The sequence below is a fragment of the Microbacterium sp. Soil_C_42 genome, assembly GCF_057656735.1.
In genome coordinates, this window is the sequence record NZ_JBDGJU010000032.1 from 1 (window position 1) to 18,333 (window position 18,333).

The 18,333-nt window shown below is 70.8% G+C and carries 13 protein-coding genes; 9 read left to right on the plus strand and 4 right to left on the minus strand.

The genetic code is table 11. The features are described from left to right. Positions 1-193 precede the first annotated feature (193 nt). The 6 genes from AC3A46_RS15610 (at position 194) to AC3A46_RS15635 (ending at position 10,469) form a co-directional block, all read left to right on the plus strand. Entirely contained in the window at positions 194-1,177 is a 984-nt protein-coding gene (locus AC3A46_RS15610; RefSeq protein WP_487666020.1) for an aldo/keto reductase, read from the plus strand. A 137-nt stretch (positions 1,178-1,314) separates the two neighbouring features. Beyond that, on the plus strand, positions 1,315-3,048 hold the full coding sequence (locus tag AC3A46_RS15615) for an ABC transporter ATP-binding protein (protein WP_487666021.1): 1,734 nt from the start codon (positions 1,315-1,317) through the stop codon (positions 3,046-3,048). Next, on the plus strand, positions 3,045-5,090 hold the full coding sequence (locus AC3A46_RS15620; RefSeq protein WP_487666022.1) for an ABC transporter ATP-binding protein: 2,046 nt from the start codon (positions 3,045-3,047) through the stop codon (positions 5,088-5,090). The genes AC3A46_RS15615 and AC3A46_RS15620 overlap by 4 nt, the downstream gene beginning before the upstream one ends. A gap of 63 nt (positions 5,091-5,153) precedes the next feature. Continuing rightward, positions 5,154-5,951 carry a PP2C family protein-serine/threonine phosphatase gene (locus AC3A46_RS15625; protein WP_487666023.1) on the plus strand — a complete coding sequence of 266 codons (798 nt, stop codon included), beginning with the start codon at positions 5,154-5,156 and terminating at the stop codon, positions 5,949-5,951. 174 nt (positions 5,952-6,125) lie between these two features. After that, positions 6,126-8,837: an FtsK/SpoIIIE domain-containing protein gene (locus AC3A46_RS15630; RefSeq protein WP_487666024.1), complete on the plus strand. Its 2,712-nt coding sequence runs from the start codon at positions 6,126-6,128 to the stop codon at positions 8,835-8,837. A gap of 66 nt (positions 8,838-8,903) precedes the next feature. Beyond that, complete coding sequence (locus tag AC3A46_RS15635; RefSeq protein WP_487666025.1) at positions 8,904-10,469, plus strand: APC family permease; 1,566 nt, start codon at positions 8,904-8,906, stop codon at positions 10,467-10,469. A gap of 112 nt (positions 10,470-10,581) precedes the next feature. On the opposite strand, the gene ald is transcribed toward AC3A46_RS15635, so the two are convergent. Then, positions 10,582-11,697, minus strand: a complete 1,116-nt coding sequence (ald, locus tag AC3A46_RS15640; protein WP_487666026.1) for an alanine dehydrogenase — start codon at positions 11,695-11,697, stop codon at positions 10,582-10,584. A 56-nt stretch (positions 11,698-11,753) separates the two neighbouring features. After that, entirely contained in the window at positions 11,754-12,743 is a 990-nt protein-coding gene (locus tag AC3A46_RS15645) for an asparaginase (protein WP_487666027.1), read from the minus strand. Between the two features lie 52 nt (positions 12,744-12,795). Here AC3A46_RS15645 and AC3A46_RS15650 point away from each other — a divergent pair, with 52 nt between their 5' ends. Next, on the plus strand, positions 12,796-13,278 hold the full coding sequence (locus tag AC3A46_RS15650; protein ID WP_487666028.1) for an OsmC family protein: 483 nt from the start codon (positions 12,796-12,798) through the stop codon (positions 13,276-13,278). A gap of 50 nt (positions 13,279-13,328) precedes the next feature. Here AC3A46_RS15650 and AC3A46_RS15655 read toward each other — a convergent pair whose 3' ends face one another. After that, positions 13,329-14,030 (minus strand): lysophospholipid acyltransferase family protein, encoded by a 702-nt coding sequence (locus AC3A46_RS15655; protein WP_487666051.1) that lies wholly within the window; start codon positions 14,028-14,030, stop codon positions 13,329-13,331. Between the two features lie 200 nt (positions 14,031-14,230). On the opposite strand from AC3A46_RS15655, the gene AC3A46_RS15660 reads away from it, so the two are divergent. Together AC3A46_RS15660 and dxr are read left to right on the plus strand one after the other, a co-directional pair. Further along, positions 14,231-15,196 (plus strand): FKBP-type peptidyl-prolyl cis-trans isomerase, encoded by a 966-nt coding sequence (locus AC3A46_RS15660; protein ID WP_487666029.1) that lies wholly within the window; start codon positions 14,231-14,233, stop codon positions 15,194-15,196. Positions 15,197-15,236: 40 nt separating this feature from the next. Further along, positions 15,237-16,322, plus strand: a complete 1,086-nt coding sequence (gene dxr / locus AC3A46_RS15665; protein ID WP_487666030.1) for a 1-deoxy-D-xylulose-5-phosphate reductoisomerase — start codon at positions 15,237-15,239, stop codon at positions 16,320-16,322. A gap of 269 nt (positions 16,323-16,591) precedes the next feature. On the opposite strand, the gene AC3A46_RS15670 is transcribed toward dxr, so the two are convergent. Further along, positions 16,592-18,256 (minus strand): Mur ligase family protein, encoded by a 1,665-nt coding sequence (locus AC3A46_RS15670; protein WP_487666031.1) that lies wholly within the window; start codon positions 18,254-18,256, stop codon positions 16,592-16,594. Between the last annotated feature and the right edge of the window lie 77 nt (positions 18,257-18,333).

Genomic DNA, 18,333 nt, shown 5'->3' on the forward strand with positions numbered 1-18,333 from the left:
CGCCGCCGACGACCGAGCCTCCGGCCGGGCAGCCGCCGGTGACGCCGCCGCCCCCGGCCGAGCCGCCCACGACCGAGCCGCCGGCGCCCGACGCGCCCAAGCCGTAACCGCATCGACAGCCCCTCGCCCGATGGCGAGGGGCTGTCGTCTCACCCCGGGCGGAGGCATCGGCATCCGGGGATAACGTGGACGCATGACCTCGACTGTTCCCCTGCGCCGGGTCGGCGCGTCCGGCCTGCTCGTCTCCGCCGTCGGCCTCGGCTGCAACAACTTCGGTCGCCCCGGCACCCGCACCGAGACGCTCGACGGCACGCGGGAGGTGCTCGACGCTGCGATCGACGCCGGCGTGACGTTCCTCGACACCGCCGACATGTACGGCGGCGATCCAGGGCAGTCCGAGACGTTGATGGGGGAGGCGCTCGAGGGCCGGCGCGACCAGGTCGTCCTGGCGACCAAGTTCGGGCATCCCGGCCGCGACATGGGCTACCCGCCGTCGGGTGCGAAGGGCTCGCGGTCGTACATCCGGCGCGCGGTCGAGGCATCCCTCACCCGCCTGAAGACCGAGTGGATCGACCTGTACCAGCTGCACGTCCCCGACGACGACACGCCGATGGAGGAGACGCTCGATGCGCTCGGCGACCTCGTCCGCGAGGGCAAGGTGCGCTACATCGGGCACACGAACTTCTCGGGCTGGCAGGTCGCGGAGGGCCATTTCACCGCGCTCATGCGCCAGGGCGTGCCCTTCGTCTCGGCGCAGAACGAGTACAGCCTGCTGGCGCGCGGAGCCGAGAGGGACGTGCTGCCGGCAGTCGAGCGCTACGGTCTCGGCTTCTTCCCGTACTTCCCGCTCCACAACGGGCTGCTGACCGGGAAGTTCACGCGGGATGCCGCGCCGGCCGACACGCGGATCATCCGCCAGCGTCGCCACATCTACGACGACGCGCCCTGGGAGGCGCTCGAGGGGTATCAGGCGTTCTGCGACGAGCGGGGCATCACGATGCTCGAGGCGACCTTCGGGTGGCTGCTGTCGCGTCCGGCGCTGTCGAGCGTCATCGCGGGTGCGACCACTCCCGAGCAGGTCCGCGCCAACGCCGCGGCGGCTTCGGCGTGGACGCCGACGGCCGCGGACCTCGCGGCGATCGACGCGCTGTTCGCGCCGCCTGAGGCGGCCGCCTGACGACTCGGCGCACCGCGTCGGACGAGTTCGCCGACGGCGTAGGCGCCGGGCTGTCGGCGAAACGCGCGCAGGCGTAGCGTCGCTATCCGTGCGCGGTCCGCGTGAGCGGGTGACTCCGCGCGCCGGAAAGGATCGTCGTGCTCGGCAAGCTCCTGGTGCGGTATCTGAGTCCCGCGTGGCCGCTCATCGTCGCGGTGGTCGTCTTCCAGCTGGCGCAGTCGATCGCGTCGCTGTGGCTGCCGACGCTGAACGCCGACATCATCGACAACGGCGTCGTCACCGGCGACATCCCGTACATCTGGTCGACCGGCGGCGTGATGCTGATCGTGAGTCTCGTGCAGGTGGTGTGCGCGATCGTCGCGGTGTACTTCGGATCGCGCCTGGCGATGGGCATGGGCCGCGACCTGCGCGGCGACCTGTTCCATCGCGTGGTCGCGTTCTCGCAGCGGGAGGTCGGTCAGTTCGGCGCCCCGTCGCTCATCACCCGCAACACCAACGACGTGCAGCAGGTGCAGATGCTGGTGCAGGTGTCGGCGACGCTCATGATCTCGGCGCCGATGCTCGCGATCGGCGGCGTGATCATGGCCGTCAGCCAGGACGTCGGCCTGTCGTGGCTGATGGCGGTGGCGATCCCGGTGCTGCTCATCATCGTCGGGCTCATCGTGTGGCGCATGGTGCCGGCGTTCACGCAGATGCAGAAGCGCATCGACCGCGTGAACCAGATCATGCGCGAGCAGCTGAGCGGCATCCGGGTCGTGCGGGCGTTCGTGCGCGAGCGTGAGGAGCGCGCCCGCTTCGCGGCCGCCAGCGACGATGTGAAGGCGACGGGTCTGCGTGCCGGCAACCTGATGGCCCTCATGTTCCCGGCGGTCATGCTGGTCATGAACGTCTCGAGCGTCGCAGTCATCTGGTTCGGCGCGTTCCAGGTGCAGAACAACGGCGTCCAGATCGGCACGCTGTTCGCGTTTCTCACCTACCTGATGCAGATCCTCATGGGCGTCATGATGGCGACCTTCATGTTCGTGATGATCCCCCGCGCCGCGGTCTGCGCGAACCGCATCGGCGAGGTGCTCGAGACCGATCCGTCGGTGTCGGCGCCCGAGACCGCGGCGTCGGCTCCCGCCCCGACCGGCCGCATCGAGTTCGACCACGTCGACTTCGCGTACCCCGGCGCCGAGGAGGCCGTGCTGCACGACCTGACCTTCACGGTCGAGCCCGGCACGACGACGGCGGTGATCGGCTCGACCGGCTCGGGCAAGACGACGCTCGTCAGCCTCGTGCCGCGCCTGTTCGACGTGACCGGGGGCAGCGTCCGCGTCGACGGCATCGACGTGCGCGACTATGACCCTGACGAGCTCTGGACGCGCGTCGGGCTCGTCCCGCAGCGCGCCTTCCTGTTCTCGGGCACGATCGCGTCGAACCTGCGCTACGGCGACCACGATGCGACCGACGAGCAGCTGTGGACTGCGCTCGAGCTCGCGCAGGCGTCCGACTTCGTCCGTGCGATGCCCGAGGGGCTCGAGGCGCCGATCGCCCAGGGCGGCACGAACGTGTCGGGCGGGCAGCGCCAGCGCCTCGCGATCGCGCGGGCGCTCGTGAAACGCCCCGAGTCGTACATCTTCGACGACTCGTTCTCGGCACTGGATCTGAGGACGGATGCGGCGCTGCGCCGCGCGCTCGATACCCACCTGCCCGACGCGACCCGGCTCGTCGTCGCCCAGCGCGTCTCGACGATCCAGCATGCCGACCAGATCCTCGTGCTCGATCACGGGCGCATCGTCGGGATCGGCACACACGACGAGCTCGTCGAAGCCAACGAGACGTACCGCGAGATCGTGGAATCGCAGCTCGCGGCGGAGGCGGCGGCATGAGCGGGCCGGGGCGGGCGCCGCAGCGCATGCCGATCGGCCGCGGCCCCATGGGCCAGGCGACGGGCGGCGAGAAGGCGCAGAACTTCGGTCCGAGCGCGAAGCGCCTGCTCGCGACCCTGCGCTCGGACATGCCGCGGCTCGGCGTGGTGCTCGTGTTCAGCATCCTGTCGGTCACGCTCTCGGTGATCGGCCCGAAGCTGCTCGGCGAGGGCACGAACGTGGTGTTCGCGGGCTTCATCTCGCTGCAGGTCCCGGCGGGCGCGACGAAGCAGCAGGTCGTCGACCAGCTCGTGGCGTCGGGCAATCAGGACCAGGCGAACATGGTCGCCGCGATGGAGTTCGTGCCGGGAGCGGGCATCGACTTCGATCAGCTCTCGCGGATCCTGACGCTGGTGCTGCTCGTCTACGTGTTCTCGAGCCTCTTCGGCTGGCTGCAGGCGCGCATCCTGAATGGGGTGGTGCAGCGCGCGATGCACCGGCTGCGTCTGCAGGTCGAAGACAAGGTGCACCGCCTGCCGTTGTCGTACTTCGACCGCGTGCAGCGCGGCGAGCTGCTCAGCCGCGTCACGAACGACGTCGACAACATCGGGCAGACCATGCAGCAGACCCTGTCGCAGGTCGTCATCTCCCTGCTGACCGTGATCGGCGTGCTCACGATGATGTTCATCATCTCGCCGCTGCTGGCGGTCATCGCCCTCGTCACCATCCCGCTGACGATCCTCATCACCGTGCTCGTGGCCAAGCGCTCGCAGAAACTCTTCGTGCAGCAGTGGAAGACGACCGGCGTGCTCAACGCCCGGGTGGAGGAGACGTTCTCCGGCCACTCGGTCGTGAAGGTGTTCGGCCACCAGAAGGAGGTCGAGGCGGACTTCCGCGCCGAGAACGAGGAGCTGTACCGGTCGAGCTTCGGGGCGCAGTTCCTGTCGGGCGTGATCATGCCCTCGATGATGTTCATCGGCAACCTCGTGTACGTGGCGATCGCCGTCGTCGGCGGACTCCAGGTGGCGGCCGGGCTCATGTCCATCGGCGACGTGCAGGCGTTCATCCAGTACTCCCGCCAGTTCACCCAGCCGCTCAGTCAGCTCGGGTCGATGGCGAACCTGCTACAGTCCGGCGTCGCCAGCGCCGAGCGGGTGTTCGAACTGCTCGACGAGGAGGAGCAGACGCCCGACGACGACCCGGCCGAGACCGCGCCGGAATCGGCGAGCAGGCTGGAGTTCGAGCACGTCTCATTCCGGTACACGCCGGACAAGCCGCTGATCGACTCGCTGACGCTGGCAGCGCGGCCCGGCAGCACGGTCGCGATCGTCGGGCCCACCGGCGCCGGCAAGACGACCCTTGTGAACCTCATCATGCGGTTCTACGACGTCGACTCGGGCCGCATCGTGCTGGACGGCGTCGACACCCGGCGCATGACGCGCGACGACCTCCGCGCGCGCACCGGGATGGTGCTGCAGGACACCTGGCTGTTCGCGGGCACCATCCGCGAGAACATCGCGTACGGGCGACCGGAGGCGGCCGAGGAGGAGATCGTCGCCGCGGCGACGGCGGCCTACGTCGACCGCTTCGTGCACGCGCTGCCCGACGGCTACGACACGATGCTCGACGACGAGGCCACCAACCTGAGCGTGGGCGAGCGTCAGCTCGTGACGATCGCCCGGGCGTTCCTCGCCGATCCGCGCATCCTCATCCTGGACGAGGCGACGTCGTCGGTGGACACCCGCACCGAGCTGCTCATCCAGCGGGCGATGTCGCGGCTGCGCGAGGACCGGACGGCGTTCGTGATCGCCCACCGGCTGTCGACGATCCGGGACGCCGATCTCATCCTCGTGATGGAGAACGGCGCGATCGTCGAGCAGGGGTCGCATAACGCGCTGCTCGCGCAGAAGGGCGCGTACTGGCGCCTCTACAACGCGCAGTTCGAGGGCGCGGCCGAGGAGGAAGAGGCGCTCGAGGTGCCGACCGTGCCGCTGTCGGCGCCGCCTACGACTGCCCGGATCGTGGTCGAAGCGCTCGCCGAGTCCGAAGACGCCGTCGAGTAACCCACTAGTATGTGAGGACGCAGGGCGAAGGGTTCCGGCGTATTCCGACGGGGAGGACAGGGCGTGCCCGAAGTTTCCACCCAGTCTCTCGCCGTCCCGGTTCCCGGTGGCGTGCTCGAGCTCTCCTGGGCGGCCGTGACCGACACCGGACGCCGTCGCGAGGTGAACCAGGATGCGATGTTCGCGGCGTATCCGCTGTTCGTCGTCGCCGACGGCATGGGTGGGCATGTCGGCGGTGAGATCGCCAGCGCGAGCGCGATCGAGCGACTCCGCGCCGTCGCCGACAGCGGCACGGTGACGCCCAAGACCATCGAGAAGGCGCTCGCGCGCGCCGTCAAGGACATCGCGTCGCACCCCGAGGCCACGGACGACGGCACGGGCACCACGGTGACCGGCGTGTTCCTCGACACATCGGGGGACGCCGCCCACTGGGTCACGCTGAACATCGGCGACTCGCGGGTATACCTCGTGCGCGATGGCGCGATCGTGCAGATCACCACCGATCACTCGGTCGTGCAGGAACTCGTCGCCGCAGGACGACTGAGCCCCGAAGAGGCCGAGAACCACCCCTACGGCAACGTCATCACCCGCGCTGTGGGGCCGAGCGAAGGTGTCACGCCCGACTACGTGCGGCTGGACGCTCTCGACGGCGACCGCTTCGTCATCTGCTCCGACGGGCTGACGAAGGAGCTCACCGACTACGGCATCCGCCACTTCCTCGAGGAGAACGCCGACGCGGGCGACGCGGCATCCGCCATGCTCGAGGCGGCGCTCGAGAACGGCGGCCGTGACAACATCACCGTCATCGTGCTCGATGTGGGGCGCCCGGCCGACGACGACTCCTCCACAGACGAGGACTGACCGCCGCGATCCACAGATCCGGCTGGCCGGGATCCGGGTCGATCCTGCTCACGCTGGACTGGGCGCATGCGCTCGAGCGTTCCTTCTACTTTCGCGACCGGTGGCGTCCTTGACGATGAGCCGCTCACCCTGCCTGCGGCGTGGAGTCCTCCGCCGCGCCCCCCGCTGCCGCTCGTGGCCGCGATCGTTCCCGTGGTCGGTGCCGTCGCGCTCTGGCTCGTCACCGGCTCCCTCTTCTCCCTCTGGTTCGCGCTCCTCGGCCCGCTGATCGCGGCGGCGACCATGCTCGACGCACGCCGCGCCGCCCGCCGCGAGGGGCGGCGCGCCGCAGCCGACGCGATGCGCGCCCGCGACGCGGTCGCCGCGGCCGTGACGGCGCGTCACGAGAGCGAGCGGGCGCAGCTGTGGGCACGGCATCCCGATGTCGCGCGCCTCGTCACCCGTGAAGGCGAGATCTGGCGCGGCGGCCGCGATGCGTGCCTCGTGGTCGGCGAGGGCGAGCGCGCGAGCGTCGTCCGCGTGACAGGAGGAGACGGAGATCCGGATGCTGCGCAGCTGCGTCGCCGCGCGGCCCGCGTCGTGGGGGCGCCGGTGACGCTTCCCCTCGCCGCCGGCGTGGTGGTCGTGGGCGGTGAGACACTGGCCGCCGCCGTCCAGCGCGCGCTGGTTCTGCAGGCGTGCCTCGCCTTCGCGCCGGACGAGCTGCATGTCCTGCCGCCGCTCGGGCGCGGTCTCGACTGGATGGAGGCGCTGCCGCACCGCGACGGCCGGGGCGCATCACAGCTGGCCGTCGTCGGTCCCGGTGAAGTGGTCCCCGCGGACGCCGACCTCGTCATCGCGCGCGGACGACCAGGCGAACCACTGCCACCGAGGTGCCAGGCGGTGCTCACGATCTCCTCGCCCGGCGTCGCGCGTCTCGAGCACGCCGGCGAGGTCATCCCGGTGCGCGTCGAGGCGGTGGCCCGGGGGCAGGCGGAGGAGATCGCCGCCGATCTCTCCACTCGCGCCGACCACAGCCTGGGACTGCGGCGCGGGGCGCCGGAGCCGATCGCCCTGTCGCCGCTGCTGGCCGCCGTGCCGGCCACCGCGGCTGGCGGGCTCCCTGCGGTCATCGGGGCGAGCCGCGGCGAGCCGGTGCTGGTCGACCTCGTCGCCGACGGACCTCACGCGGTGGTCGCGGGAGTCACCGGGGCCGGCAAGAGCGAACTGCTGATCACGTGGATCCTCGCGCTCTGCGCCACCCGCTCCTCAGATGAGGTGACCTTCCTGCTGGCGGACTTCAAGGGCGGCACGGCGTTCGACGGCCTCGCCGGGGTTCCCCATGTCACCGGGGTCATCACCGACCTCGACGGTTCGGGCGCCCGCCGCGCCATCGAGAGCCTGCGGGCCGAGCTCCGCCGGCGAGAGGCGGCGATCGCCGCGGCCGGCGCCCGTGACATCGGCGACCCGCGGGTACGGCTGCCGCGGCTCGTCGTGGTGGTCGACGAGTTCGCGGCCCTCCTGGGCGATCATCCCGAGCTGCACGGCCTGTTCGCGGATCTCGCGGCCCGCGGCAGGGCCCTCGGGATCCACCTCATCCTCGGCACCCAGCGAGCGGCGGGGGTGATCCGCGACAACCTGCTGGCGAACTGCCCGCTGCGGATCAGCCTGCGCGTGACCGACGCGGCCGACAGTCGCGCGCTGCTGGGCACGGAGGATGCCGCGCGTCTGCCCGGCGGGCTCTCGGGCCGCGGGGCGGCGTTCGTCCGTCGCGCCGGCGATGGAAGTCCGGAGCAGCTGCGGATCGCGCTGTCCGGCCCCGCCGACGTCGCGGCGGCCGCGGGCAACGTCGGGCACCGAGCGCCCCGTCGGCCCTGGCTGCCGGAGCTGCCGAGGCTGCTGACCCTCGACGATCTCGTGGGTCGCTCGGCAGCGGAGCGGGACGCACCTCCCGCGGGCGCCGTGCTTCTCGGGCTGGCCGACGAGCCCGAGCACCAGCGGCAGCCGGTCGCGTTCCTGGGTGCGTCCGACCGTGGGCTGCTGGTGCTCGGAGGGCCGGCGTCCGGGGTGTCGAATGCGCTCGACCTCGTCGAAGCCCAGTTGCGCGGGGCCGCGGTGCGCCTGCCGGCCCATCCCGAGCGGCTCTGGGATGCCGTCGCCGCACTGCACGAGGAGCTGCCGCGCCGCGGCTCGGCAGTGCTCGTCGATGATCTCGACGGGATCGCGCCGCGGCTGCCGCCCGAGTACGCGCAGACCGTCGTGGAGCGGATCGAAGCCCTCGTGCGCCGGGCCGCTGATGCCGGCGTGCTCATGGTGGTGGGAGCGCACCGGCTCACCGGTCCCGTGTCGCGCATCGCCGAACTCTTCCCGCGTCGGCTCATGCTGCCGTACGCCACGCGCGTCGATCACGCCTCTGCCGGGGGCGATCCCTCGACGTTCGACCCTGCCGCGCCCTCCGGGCGAGGGCGACTCGACGGACGGACGCTCCAGCTCCCAATGGCGCCCTCCGCGTCTCGAGAGGCGTTCGAGCCCGAGACTCCCTGGATCCCCGCCGCCGCGCTCACCGGAGTCGTGGCTCGGCGCTCGCCGGCCGGTCGACGCGCACTCGCCGCCTGGGAGGAGCACGGGGTGCGCGTGCTGGGCGTCGAGGCCTACGTGGCGGAGCCGGCTGCCGTGGCCACGGGGCGCGTGGTCGTCGTGGGGGAGCCCGACGATTGGCAGCGGCAGTGGCGCCTCCTCGCAGATGTGCGCGGCGACCACGACCTCGTGATCGACGCGTCGTGCGCATCAGAACTTCGCGTCCTCACGGGCTTCCGCGGTGCACCGCCGTACTGCGAGCCCGGTGCCGGGCGGGCGTGGCTCATCTCGGCCGGAGCGGATCCCGTCCGCATTGTCCTCCCTTCGTGACATGTCCGGCCTGACCGTCAGGCAGATGCCTTGACCGGTGCTTCTCGCACGCCATAGCGTCGGCCTGTGGTTACATCCCCGATCGATCTGCACCGCCCCGAAGGCAAGGGACTCGCCGCGGGCACGCTGGGACTGTGGGGTTCCACCGTTATCGGCCTCGCGTCGACCGCGCCCGTCTACTCCCTGGTGGCGACCCTCGGGTTCGTCGTGCTGGCGGTCGGGGCGCAGGCGCCCATCGCGTTCGTCATCGCGTTCATCCCGATGCTCTTCATCGCCTTCGCCTATCGCGAGCTCAACAACGACGTCCCCGACTGCGGCACCACCTTCACGTGGGGCACCAAAGCCTTCGGACCCTGGGTCGGCTGGATGGGAGGGTGGGGCGTCGCCGTCGCCGGCATGGTCGTGCTGGCGAACCTCGCGCAGATCGCCGGCATCTACTTCTGGGCGCTTGTGGACGGCATCGTGGGAAATCCCGAGGATGCACTCTTCGCCGACAACGTCCCGCTCGTCACGGCGACGGGTGTGGTGTTCATCGCGGCGATGACCTGGGTGAGCTGGCGAGGCGTCGAGATCGGCGAGCGCATCCAGAACGTGCTGCTGGCGATCCAGTACCTCGCCCTCGCGATCTTCGTGGTGGCCGCGCTCTGGCAGTTCTTCGCCGGCACCGCGCCGGACCCGACGCCGTTCGACTGGTCGTGGTTCAACCCGTTCGCGTTCACCGAGTGGAGCGGGTTCGTCGAGGCCGTGCTGCTCGCGCTCTTCATCTACTGGGGCTGGGACACGTGCCTCGCCCTCAACGAGGAGACCAAGGACCCCAAGCGCATCCCGGGCCGTGCGGCTCTGCTGACGACGGTCATCCTGCTCTTCACCTACGTCGGCGTGACAGTGGCAGCGATGATGTACGCCGGTCTCGGGGAGACGGGGACGGGCCTCGGCAACGAGGCGAACGCGGATGACTTCTTCCTCGCGATCAAGGACGGCCTGCTCGGACCGCTGGGCTGGGTGCTGGTGGTCGCGGTGATGATCTCGGCGATCTCGTCGACGCAGACCACGATCCTGCCCACGGCTCGCGGCACGCTGTCGATGGCCGCCTACAAGGCGCTGCCCCGACGGTTCGCGACGGTGCACCCGCGATACAAGACGCCGTCGTTCTCGACGCTCGTGATGGGTGTCGTCGCGATCGTCTACTACGTCGGCATGACCTTGATCAGCGACAACATCCTGCAGGACTCCATCCTGTCCCTCGGGCTCGCGATCGCCTTCTACTACGCGATCACCGGCTACGCCTGCGTGTGGTACTTCCGGCGGGAGCTGTTCGACAGCGCGAGGAACTTCTTCTACCGGTTCCTCTTCCCGCTGCTGGGGTCCCTCATGCTGACGTACGCGTTCGTGCAGTCGGCCATCGACATGTACGACGTGGATTACGGGTACACCGTCCTGCTGGGCATCGGCGGCACGTTCGTCCTGGGCATCGGCTCGCTCGTGTTCGGCGTGCTGCTCATGGTCCTGTGGTCCCTCTTCCCCCGCGCGAAGGCGTTCTTCCGGGGCGAGAGCCTCAACCGCGACACCCCCGTGCTCGTTCCCGAGGACCCGGCGGACTTCGCCCGGTCGATCGACGGCGGGCTCGTCTGAGCGTCTGACCCGGTCGTCGCGCGTGGCGGGGCGCCTCCCGCACGCTGACGCGCAGGGATGCTGAGAGCCCCGGATCCCGAAGGATCCGGGGCTTCTGAAGCCGGGACCCCCGTCAGACCAGGGCGGCGTCCAGCGGCGCGAGTTCGATGCCGTGCGCCGTCGCCACGCCCGCGTTGACCACGCGGCCGCCGACGGTGTTGAGACCGGCCGCGAGCGCGGCATCCGCTCGGAGGGCTTCTTTCCACCCGCGACGCGCGATCTGGCGGATGTAGGGGAGGGTGGCGTTGGTGAGCGCCGAGGTCGACGTGTTGGGCACCGCGCCCGGCATGTTCGCCACGCAGTAGAAGATGCTGCCGTGCACCGGGAAGGTCGGGTCCGCGTGCGTGGTGGGGTGCGTGTCCTCGAAGCAGCCGCCCTGGTCGACGGCGATGTCGACGAGCACGGAGCCCGGCCGCATGCGCGAGACCATGTCGTTGGTCACGAGCTTCGGCGCCTTCGCGCCAGGGATGAGCACCGAGCCGATGACGAGATCCGACGCGGTGACCGCCCGATCGAGGTCGAGCGGGTTCGACGCGGCGGTCTTGACCCGCCCCTGGAAGTGGTCGTCGAGGTAGCGAAGACGCTGCACGTTGGTGTCGAACACGGTGACGTCGGCGCCCATCCCCACCGCGATCACCGCGGCATTGGCGCCGGCGACGCCGCCGCCGATGACGGTGACCGTGGCCGGCCGCGTGCCCGGCACCCCCGACATGAGCAGGCCGAGGCCTCCGGCGGAGCGCATCAGGGTCGCGGCGCCGACCGTCGGGGCGAGACGCCCGGCGACCTCGCTCATGGGCGCGAGCAGCGGGAGCCCGCCACCGGCCAGCTGGACGGTCTCATAGGCGATCGCGGTCACGCCGTCGGCGACGAGGCGATCGGTGAGCGGACGGTCGGCCGCGAGGTGCAGGTAGGTGAACAGCACCAGGTCGTCGCGGAAGTAGCCGTACTCGCTCGCGATCGGCTCCTTGACCTTGAGGAGCAGCTCGGCGCGCGCCCACACCTCGGCGGCATCGTCGAGGAGCACCGCCCCTGCGTCCTCGTACTCGGCATCCGGCATCGACGAGCCCGCGCCCGCGCCGCGCTGCACGAAGACCTCATGGCCGGCGGCGACCAGGTCGTGCACGCCCGCAGGTGTGAGGGCGACCCGATACTCGTTGTTCTTCACCTCGGTGGGGACGCTGATCCGCATCGTGTGATCCTTTCCGCTCCGCCGTTGGAGCGCTCGGGCTCCTCGTGGGAGCGCCTCTAGAAGGCGGGGCGGATGGCCCCGACATCCTGTCCGCCGCCGGTGACGGCCAGCGGAAGCCTCGACATCGTGTCGGCGACATCCGCCGACGCCAGCGCGCCGTGCCGCTCGAGCAGGCGCATCGCGACGGCGGTCGCGGCGCGGCCGCTGCCGTCGAGCATCTTGAGAGCGACCGTCGTGCCGTTCGGGGCGACCATCACCATGACGCCCTCGGCGCCGCCCTTGGCGAACACGCCCAGCCGCTCGATGGCGACCGTGTCGGCGCGGCCAGGACCGTCGATCGTCCACGGGTCGGCGCGAACTGCTTCGACGAGCGCGCCCGCGCTGCGGTGCAGAGCGAAGGGGGACGTCTTCGACGAGTTGCCGATCCGATGGATCGCGCGCGCGAGACCGAACAGGGTCATCGCGTAGACGGGAGCGCCGCAGCCGTCGATGGCAGTCGCGGCGACCTTCTCGCCGATGAGGCGTTCGACGGTCTCGCGGACGAGGATCTGCACGGGATGATCCGGCGCGAGGTAGCTCTCGGGATCCCACCCGTTCAGGACGCTGGTGAGGAGCATCGCGGCGTGCTTGCCGGAGCAGTTCATCCGGATGCGCGACGGCTGTCCGAGTTCACGCACCAGCTCGTCGCGCGTCGCCGTGTCTCCGGGCCATGCTGCGGGGCATCCCAGTGCGTCCTCGCCGAGTTCGGCGAGGGACAGGATGTCGCGGACCACCGCGACGTGGCGGTCGGTGCCGGAGTGGCTCGCGGTCGCGAGCCCCAGTCGCTCGCCCTCGAGGGGCACGCCTGTCGAGAGGCAAGCGAGCGCCTGCAGCGGCTTGAGGCTGGAGCGGGGGAGGATCAGCGCCGAAGGATCTCCGAGCTTCTCGGCGATGGTGCCGTCGGCGGCGAGCACGATGGCGATGCCGGCGTGGCGCGACTCGACGAAGCCGCTGCGTTCGACGACGGCGAGCTCGACGGCGTCGGTCGCGGCGAAGGTCTGCGGCACCCCGACAGCCTACCGCCGGAGGGGCTGTCCGCCCGCATGACAGACTGTGCTCATGTGGGGCGAGCATCGATACTCCGTCCGGACGACGTGGACCGGTGACCGCGGCACCGGCACGTCGGGCTACCGGGACTACGATCGGGCGACGACCATCGAGATCGACGGCAAGCCGGCGCTGCTCGCTTCTTCCGACAAGCCCTTCCGCGGAGACCCGTCGCGCTGGAACCCCGAGGACCTGCTGCTGGCGTCGCTCAGCGAGTGCCACCTGCTGTCCTACCTCCACGCGTGCGTGCAGGCGGGCGTGGTGGTCGTGGGCTACGAGGACGAGGCATCCGGTCTCATGGTCGAGGACGGCCGCGGCGGCGGCGCGTTCCGCGAGGTCGTGCTGCGCCCACGGGTGACCGTCGCAAACGCGTCGATGACGGATGCCGCGGCCGCCGCGCATGCGCAGGCGAACGAGTGGTGCTTCATCGCGAACTCCGTGAACTTCCCGGTGCGCCACGAACCCACGATCCTGGTCGCGCCCGCCGGCCGTTGAGCGGGCCTGCATTCCCCGGTCGTTGAGCGAGCTTGCGAGTCGAAACGCCCTCAGCGGCGCTCGTGGGGGAGGACCTGCTTGATGCGTTCGATCGGATTGTGCGCGGGGACCTCGTTGTAGGCGTTCGCGAGCTCCTGGCCCGACAGGGCGTGGATCGCGGCCATGATCTCATCCGTCGCGAGACGGCGTGCCTTGCCCGAGGAGGCCGGGCCGTGATGAGCGAGGTCGAGCGGCTCGCCGAACTTGACCGTGATGCGGTGCTGGAACGACGGCTTCTTGGCCCCCACCGGCATGACCTTGTCGGTGCCGATGAGTCCCACCGGCACCACGCGGGCGCCTGACTGCAGCGCGAGGAACGCGACGCCGGTGCGGCCCTTGTAGAGGCGGCCGTCGAGCGAGCGGGTGCCCTCCGGGTAGAGCGCCACAGCCTTGCCCTCGTCGAGCAGGGCGCGTTGCTGGTCGAGCGCATCGAGCGCGGCCTGCCCGGCGCCGCGCTGCACCGGGATCGCGCCGATCGACGTGAAGAACCACCGCGACGCCGGCTTGTCGAAGTAGGTCGATTTCGCCAGGAAGTGCACGGGGCGCGGTGCCGCCACCGGGATCGCGATCGAGTCGATGAACGACAGATGGTTGCTCGCGAAGATCACCGGGCCGGATTTGGGGACGTTGGCCTTGCCCTCGATCCGCGGACGGTAGACGACTCGGGCCAGGGGAGTCAGGATGCTGCGCCCCAGCGCATACGTGAAGCCCATGCGACGCGCCGGAGCGGCGGAGGGTTCGGGTTCTTCCGCCGTCTCGTCGGCGGTGTCTTCGGCGCCGGGCACGAGGTCGGAAGTCACCCGTAGAGGGTACTCCCGATTGCATTCCAGTATCGGCATGCCGTTTCCCAGCGCGAACAGAGGGAAGATGCGGAAGGATGGAGGCTTCCCTTCCCCTGACTAGAGGTTGTTCCGTGCGCATTCGCCCGTTCGCCGCCCTGTCCGTCGTCGCCGCGGCGACTCTCCTGCTCGCCGGGTGCACCGGGTCGGCCGATCCGAACGCCACTCCGACGCCGACGTCGACCGCTTCGTCCGAGTGCGGTCTCGACCCCCAGAAGGGTGCCGACTCCGACGCGGTCACCGTTTCGGGCACGGCTCCCGAGCTCACAGCCGACGTGCCCACGGATCTCGAGTTCGCCGACCTTCAGCGCACCGTGGTGACGGCAGGCGACGGCGACGACCTCGCGGTCGGGCAACTCGTCTCCGGTCAGTACCAGATCATCGATCCCGCCAGCGGGGAGGTCCAGCTGGACTCAGCGACGACGTCCGCCGACGACAGCGGGCTCGTCCCGCTGATCGTCGACGCCAGCAGCATCGTGGGAAGTGCCGTGCTGTGCACGCCGCTCGGCTCCTCCACTGCGTTCACCATCCCGGGCTCGATGCTCGGCGAAGGCGCGTCCAACGTCGTCGTGGTCGCGCAGTCCGTCGACGAGCTGCCGACTGCTGCCACCGGTGAGGACCAGGACCCTGTCGCGGGCATGCCCGAGGTCGAGCTCGCCGAGAACGGCGAGCCCACGATCACCGTCGCCGACGACTTCACCGCACCTGACACCACGCAGATCGCGGTCCTCAAGAAGGGCGACGGCGCGACGGTCGAGTCGGGCGACAACGTCTTCGTGCAGTACACCGGAATCCTCCCCGACGGCACGGTCTTCGACTCCAGCTGGCAGCGCGGCGCGCCCGCCCAGTTCCAGACCACCGGCGTCGTGCAGGGGTTCCAGAAGGCGCTCGAGGGGCAGCCCGTCGGCTCGCAGGTGATCGCGGTGATTCCGGCGTCCGAGGGGTATGGCGACACCGCGCAGGGATCGATCCCCGCCAACTCGCCCCTCATCTTCGTCGTCGACATCCTCGGCGTGCAGCGCGCCGCCGCCCAGCAGTAACCCGAGGCGACCGCATCCGGCCCGGCGATAGGCTGGCCGGATGCGGCGCGTCCTCATCCTCGGCTCGACCGGTTCCATCGGTACGCAGGCGCTCGACGTCGTGCGGGCCAACCCCCGGCGGTTCGAGGTGGTGGGTCTCGCTGCGGGATCCGACCGCGAGACGCTCGAGGCGCAGGCGACCGAGTTCGGCGTCGAGAGCACCGCGCTCGGGGCCGTCGAGGCCGAGCAGCTCGTGCGCGATGTCGACGCGGATGTCGTGCTCAACGGCATCACCGGCTCCGTCGGCCTCGGTCCGACCCTCGCCGCACTCGAGACCGGGCGCACGCTCGCCCTCGCGAACAAGGAATCGCTCATCGTGGGCGGCGACCTCGTCACGGCGCTCGCACGCCCCGGGCAGATCGTCCCGGTCGACTCGGAGCACTCCGCCATCGCACAGGCGTTGCGGTCGGGGGAGCGCAGCGAAGTGCGCCGGCTCGTGCTGACGGCATCCGGGGGTCCCTTCCGGGGCCGCAGCCGCGCTTCGCTCGAGGACGTGACCCCGGCCGAGGCCCTTGCGCATCCGACATGGGACATGGGCCGCGTCGTGACGACCAACTCGGCGACCCTCGTCAACAAGGGCCTCGAGGTCATCGAGGCGCACCTGCTGTTCGCCGTGCCCTACTCCGAGATCGACGTCGTCGTGCATCCGCAATCGATCGTGCACTCGATGGTCGAGTTCGTCGACGGTTCGACGATCGCGCAGGCCTCGCCGCCCGACATGCGCCTGCCGATCTCGCTCGGGCTCGACTGGCCCAACCGCGTCGCCGGTGTCGGCCGGCCGCTCGACTGGACCACCGCGACCTCGTGGACCTTCGAGCCGCTCGACGACGCCGCCTTCCCCGCCGTGCGCCTGGCGAAACAGGTCGGCCGGGCCGGCGGCACATACCCTGCCGTGTTCAACGCCGCCAACGAACAGGCGGTCGACGCGTTCCACGAAGGACGCCTGAGCTTCCTGGGCATCATCGATGTGATCGAGAGCGTGGTCGACAAGCACGACGCCCCTGACGCCCTCACCCGAGACGCTCTCGCCGACGCCGAGGACTGGGCACGCCGCAAGGCCGACAAGGTCATCGCCGCAGCATCCTGATTGCGCAGCCTGTCGCGCCGATCTTCTCCGGCCGTGGCCGCTCCCTCACCCGAGGTCCCGCTCCCGACCTCATTTGAGGAGCATTGCCGAGATGCGGACCGCGGCCGAAGGATGCCTCCGCATCTCGGCAACCGTCCTCAGTTGAGGAGGGCAGCGAGAGCGTCCTCGGTTGAGGAGGGCAGCAGGAAGGTCCTCAGTTGAGGAGGGGAGCGGCAACGTCCTCAATTGAGGAGGGCGGCGAGAACGTCGGGGCAGCCCCGGCGAGGTGCTCAGCCCTGCGGATAGACCGGACGCAGGGGGTCGGATGCCGGGGTCTCGTGCTCCGGGTACGGCACCGGCCAGTGCGGCTCGGGCACGGGCCAGCCGGCCTCGCGCAGCGCGCGGCGGGCGAGCTCGCGCGCCGAGTAGGGCGTGCGGACACCGCGGATGTCACGGTAATCCTGGTGACCGGGGCCGGCCCACAGGATCGCGTCGCCGTCGCCGACGAGCGCGACGGCCTCGATGATCGCGCGCTCGGGTGGCGAGAACTCGTGGATCTCGGCATCCGGCTGCGCGCGACGCGCTCCCTCGACCAGGGTCGCGCGGATCGAGTCCGGGTCCTCGTGACGAGGGTGGTGGTCGGTGATGACGAGGATGTCGCTGCCCTCGACGCCCGTGCGGCCCATGTCGTGGCGCTTGGTGGCGTCGCGGTCGCCGTCGGCGCCGAACAGCATGACGACCTTGCCCGGCGTGACGCGGCGCACCGCCGAGAGCGTCTTCTCGAAGGCGTCGGGGGAGTGGCCGAAGTCGACGTACACCGCGGGTCCGGTCTCGCCCGAGACGAGCTCGGTGCGGCCGGGGAGGTAGGCATCGATCCGGCCGCCGTCGAGGGCCTCCACCAGGCGCTCCCAGGTGTAGCCGCCCTCGTGGATCATCACGATCGCGAGCCCGGCGTTGGCGGCCATGTGCCGGCCGATCACGGGGACGAGCGTGGTCAGGGTGCGCCCGTCGCGGGCGGTGAGGCGGAACTCGGTGCCGACCTGGCGCTCGTCGAGGATCTCGACCACCCAGTCGGCGGCGGCCGCGGCATCCGGGTCCGACGCGAGGGCGGGGGTGCCCACGGTGACCGTCGGCACCTCGCTGCGCGCCACGACCTCGGCCCCGGGCTCCGAGTCGACGCAGACGACGGCGCGACGCGCGCGGTCGGCACGGAACAACGGCAGCTTCGCCTCGAAGTACTCGCGCATGTCGGCGTAGTCGTCGAGGTGGTCGTGCGTGAGGTTCGTGAAGCCGGCGACGTCGAACACGATGCCGTCGACACGGCGGCGGCTGAGGGCCTGCGCGCTCACCTCGACGGCGACCGCTTCCACGCCGCGCTCGCGCATGAGCGCGAGCAGTGCGTGCATCTCGTACGCCTCGGGCGTCGTGAGGCGCGACACGATGACCTGCCCGGCGATGTGGCGCTCGGCGGTCGACGACAGCCCGGTCGTCACGCCGAGCTGCCCGAGGATGCCCTCGAGCAGGTGCGAGACGCTCGTCTTGCCATTGGTGCCGGTCGTGCCGAACAGCGTGGGAAGGTCGTCGTCGCGGCCCGTTCTGTAGACCCAGGCCGACAGCTCGCCCAGCACCGCTCGAGGGTTCTCGACCAGCACCACGGGCAGCCCGCTCGCGGCCGCGGCGTCGGCTCCGGCAGCATCCGTCACCACCGCGACGGCGCCCTTCTCGGCGGCCGTGGCGGAGAACTCGGCTCCGTGGCGGTTGACGCCCTGCACAGCGACGAACACGTCGCCGGGGCGCAGGTCGGCGGTCGCGAGGGTGAGGCCCGTCAGCGTGGCGTCGGCGACGTCGCCGCGGACGTCGACCGCGAAGCGTGCCGCGAGGTCTGCGAGCGAGTGTGTCGGCGGCGCGTCGGGGCGCAGTACCGGGGGCAGGTTCGAAGGCGCGTCGGTCGGCATGGCGCATCCATCTTCGCATGGGGGCCGGTCGCCGAGCGGCGTGGGTGCGCTCGCCCGACGACCGGCGGGGGCCTCGT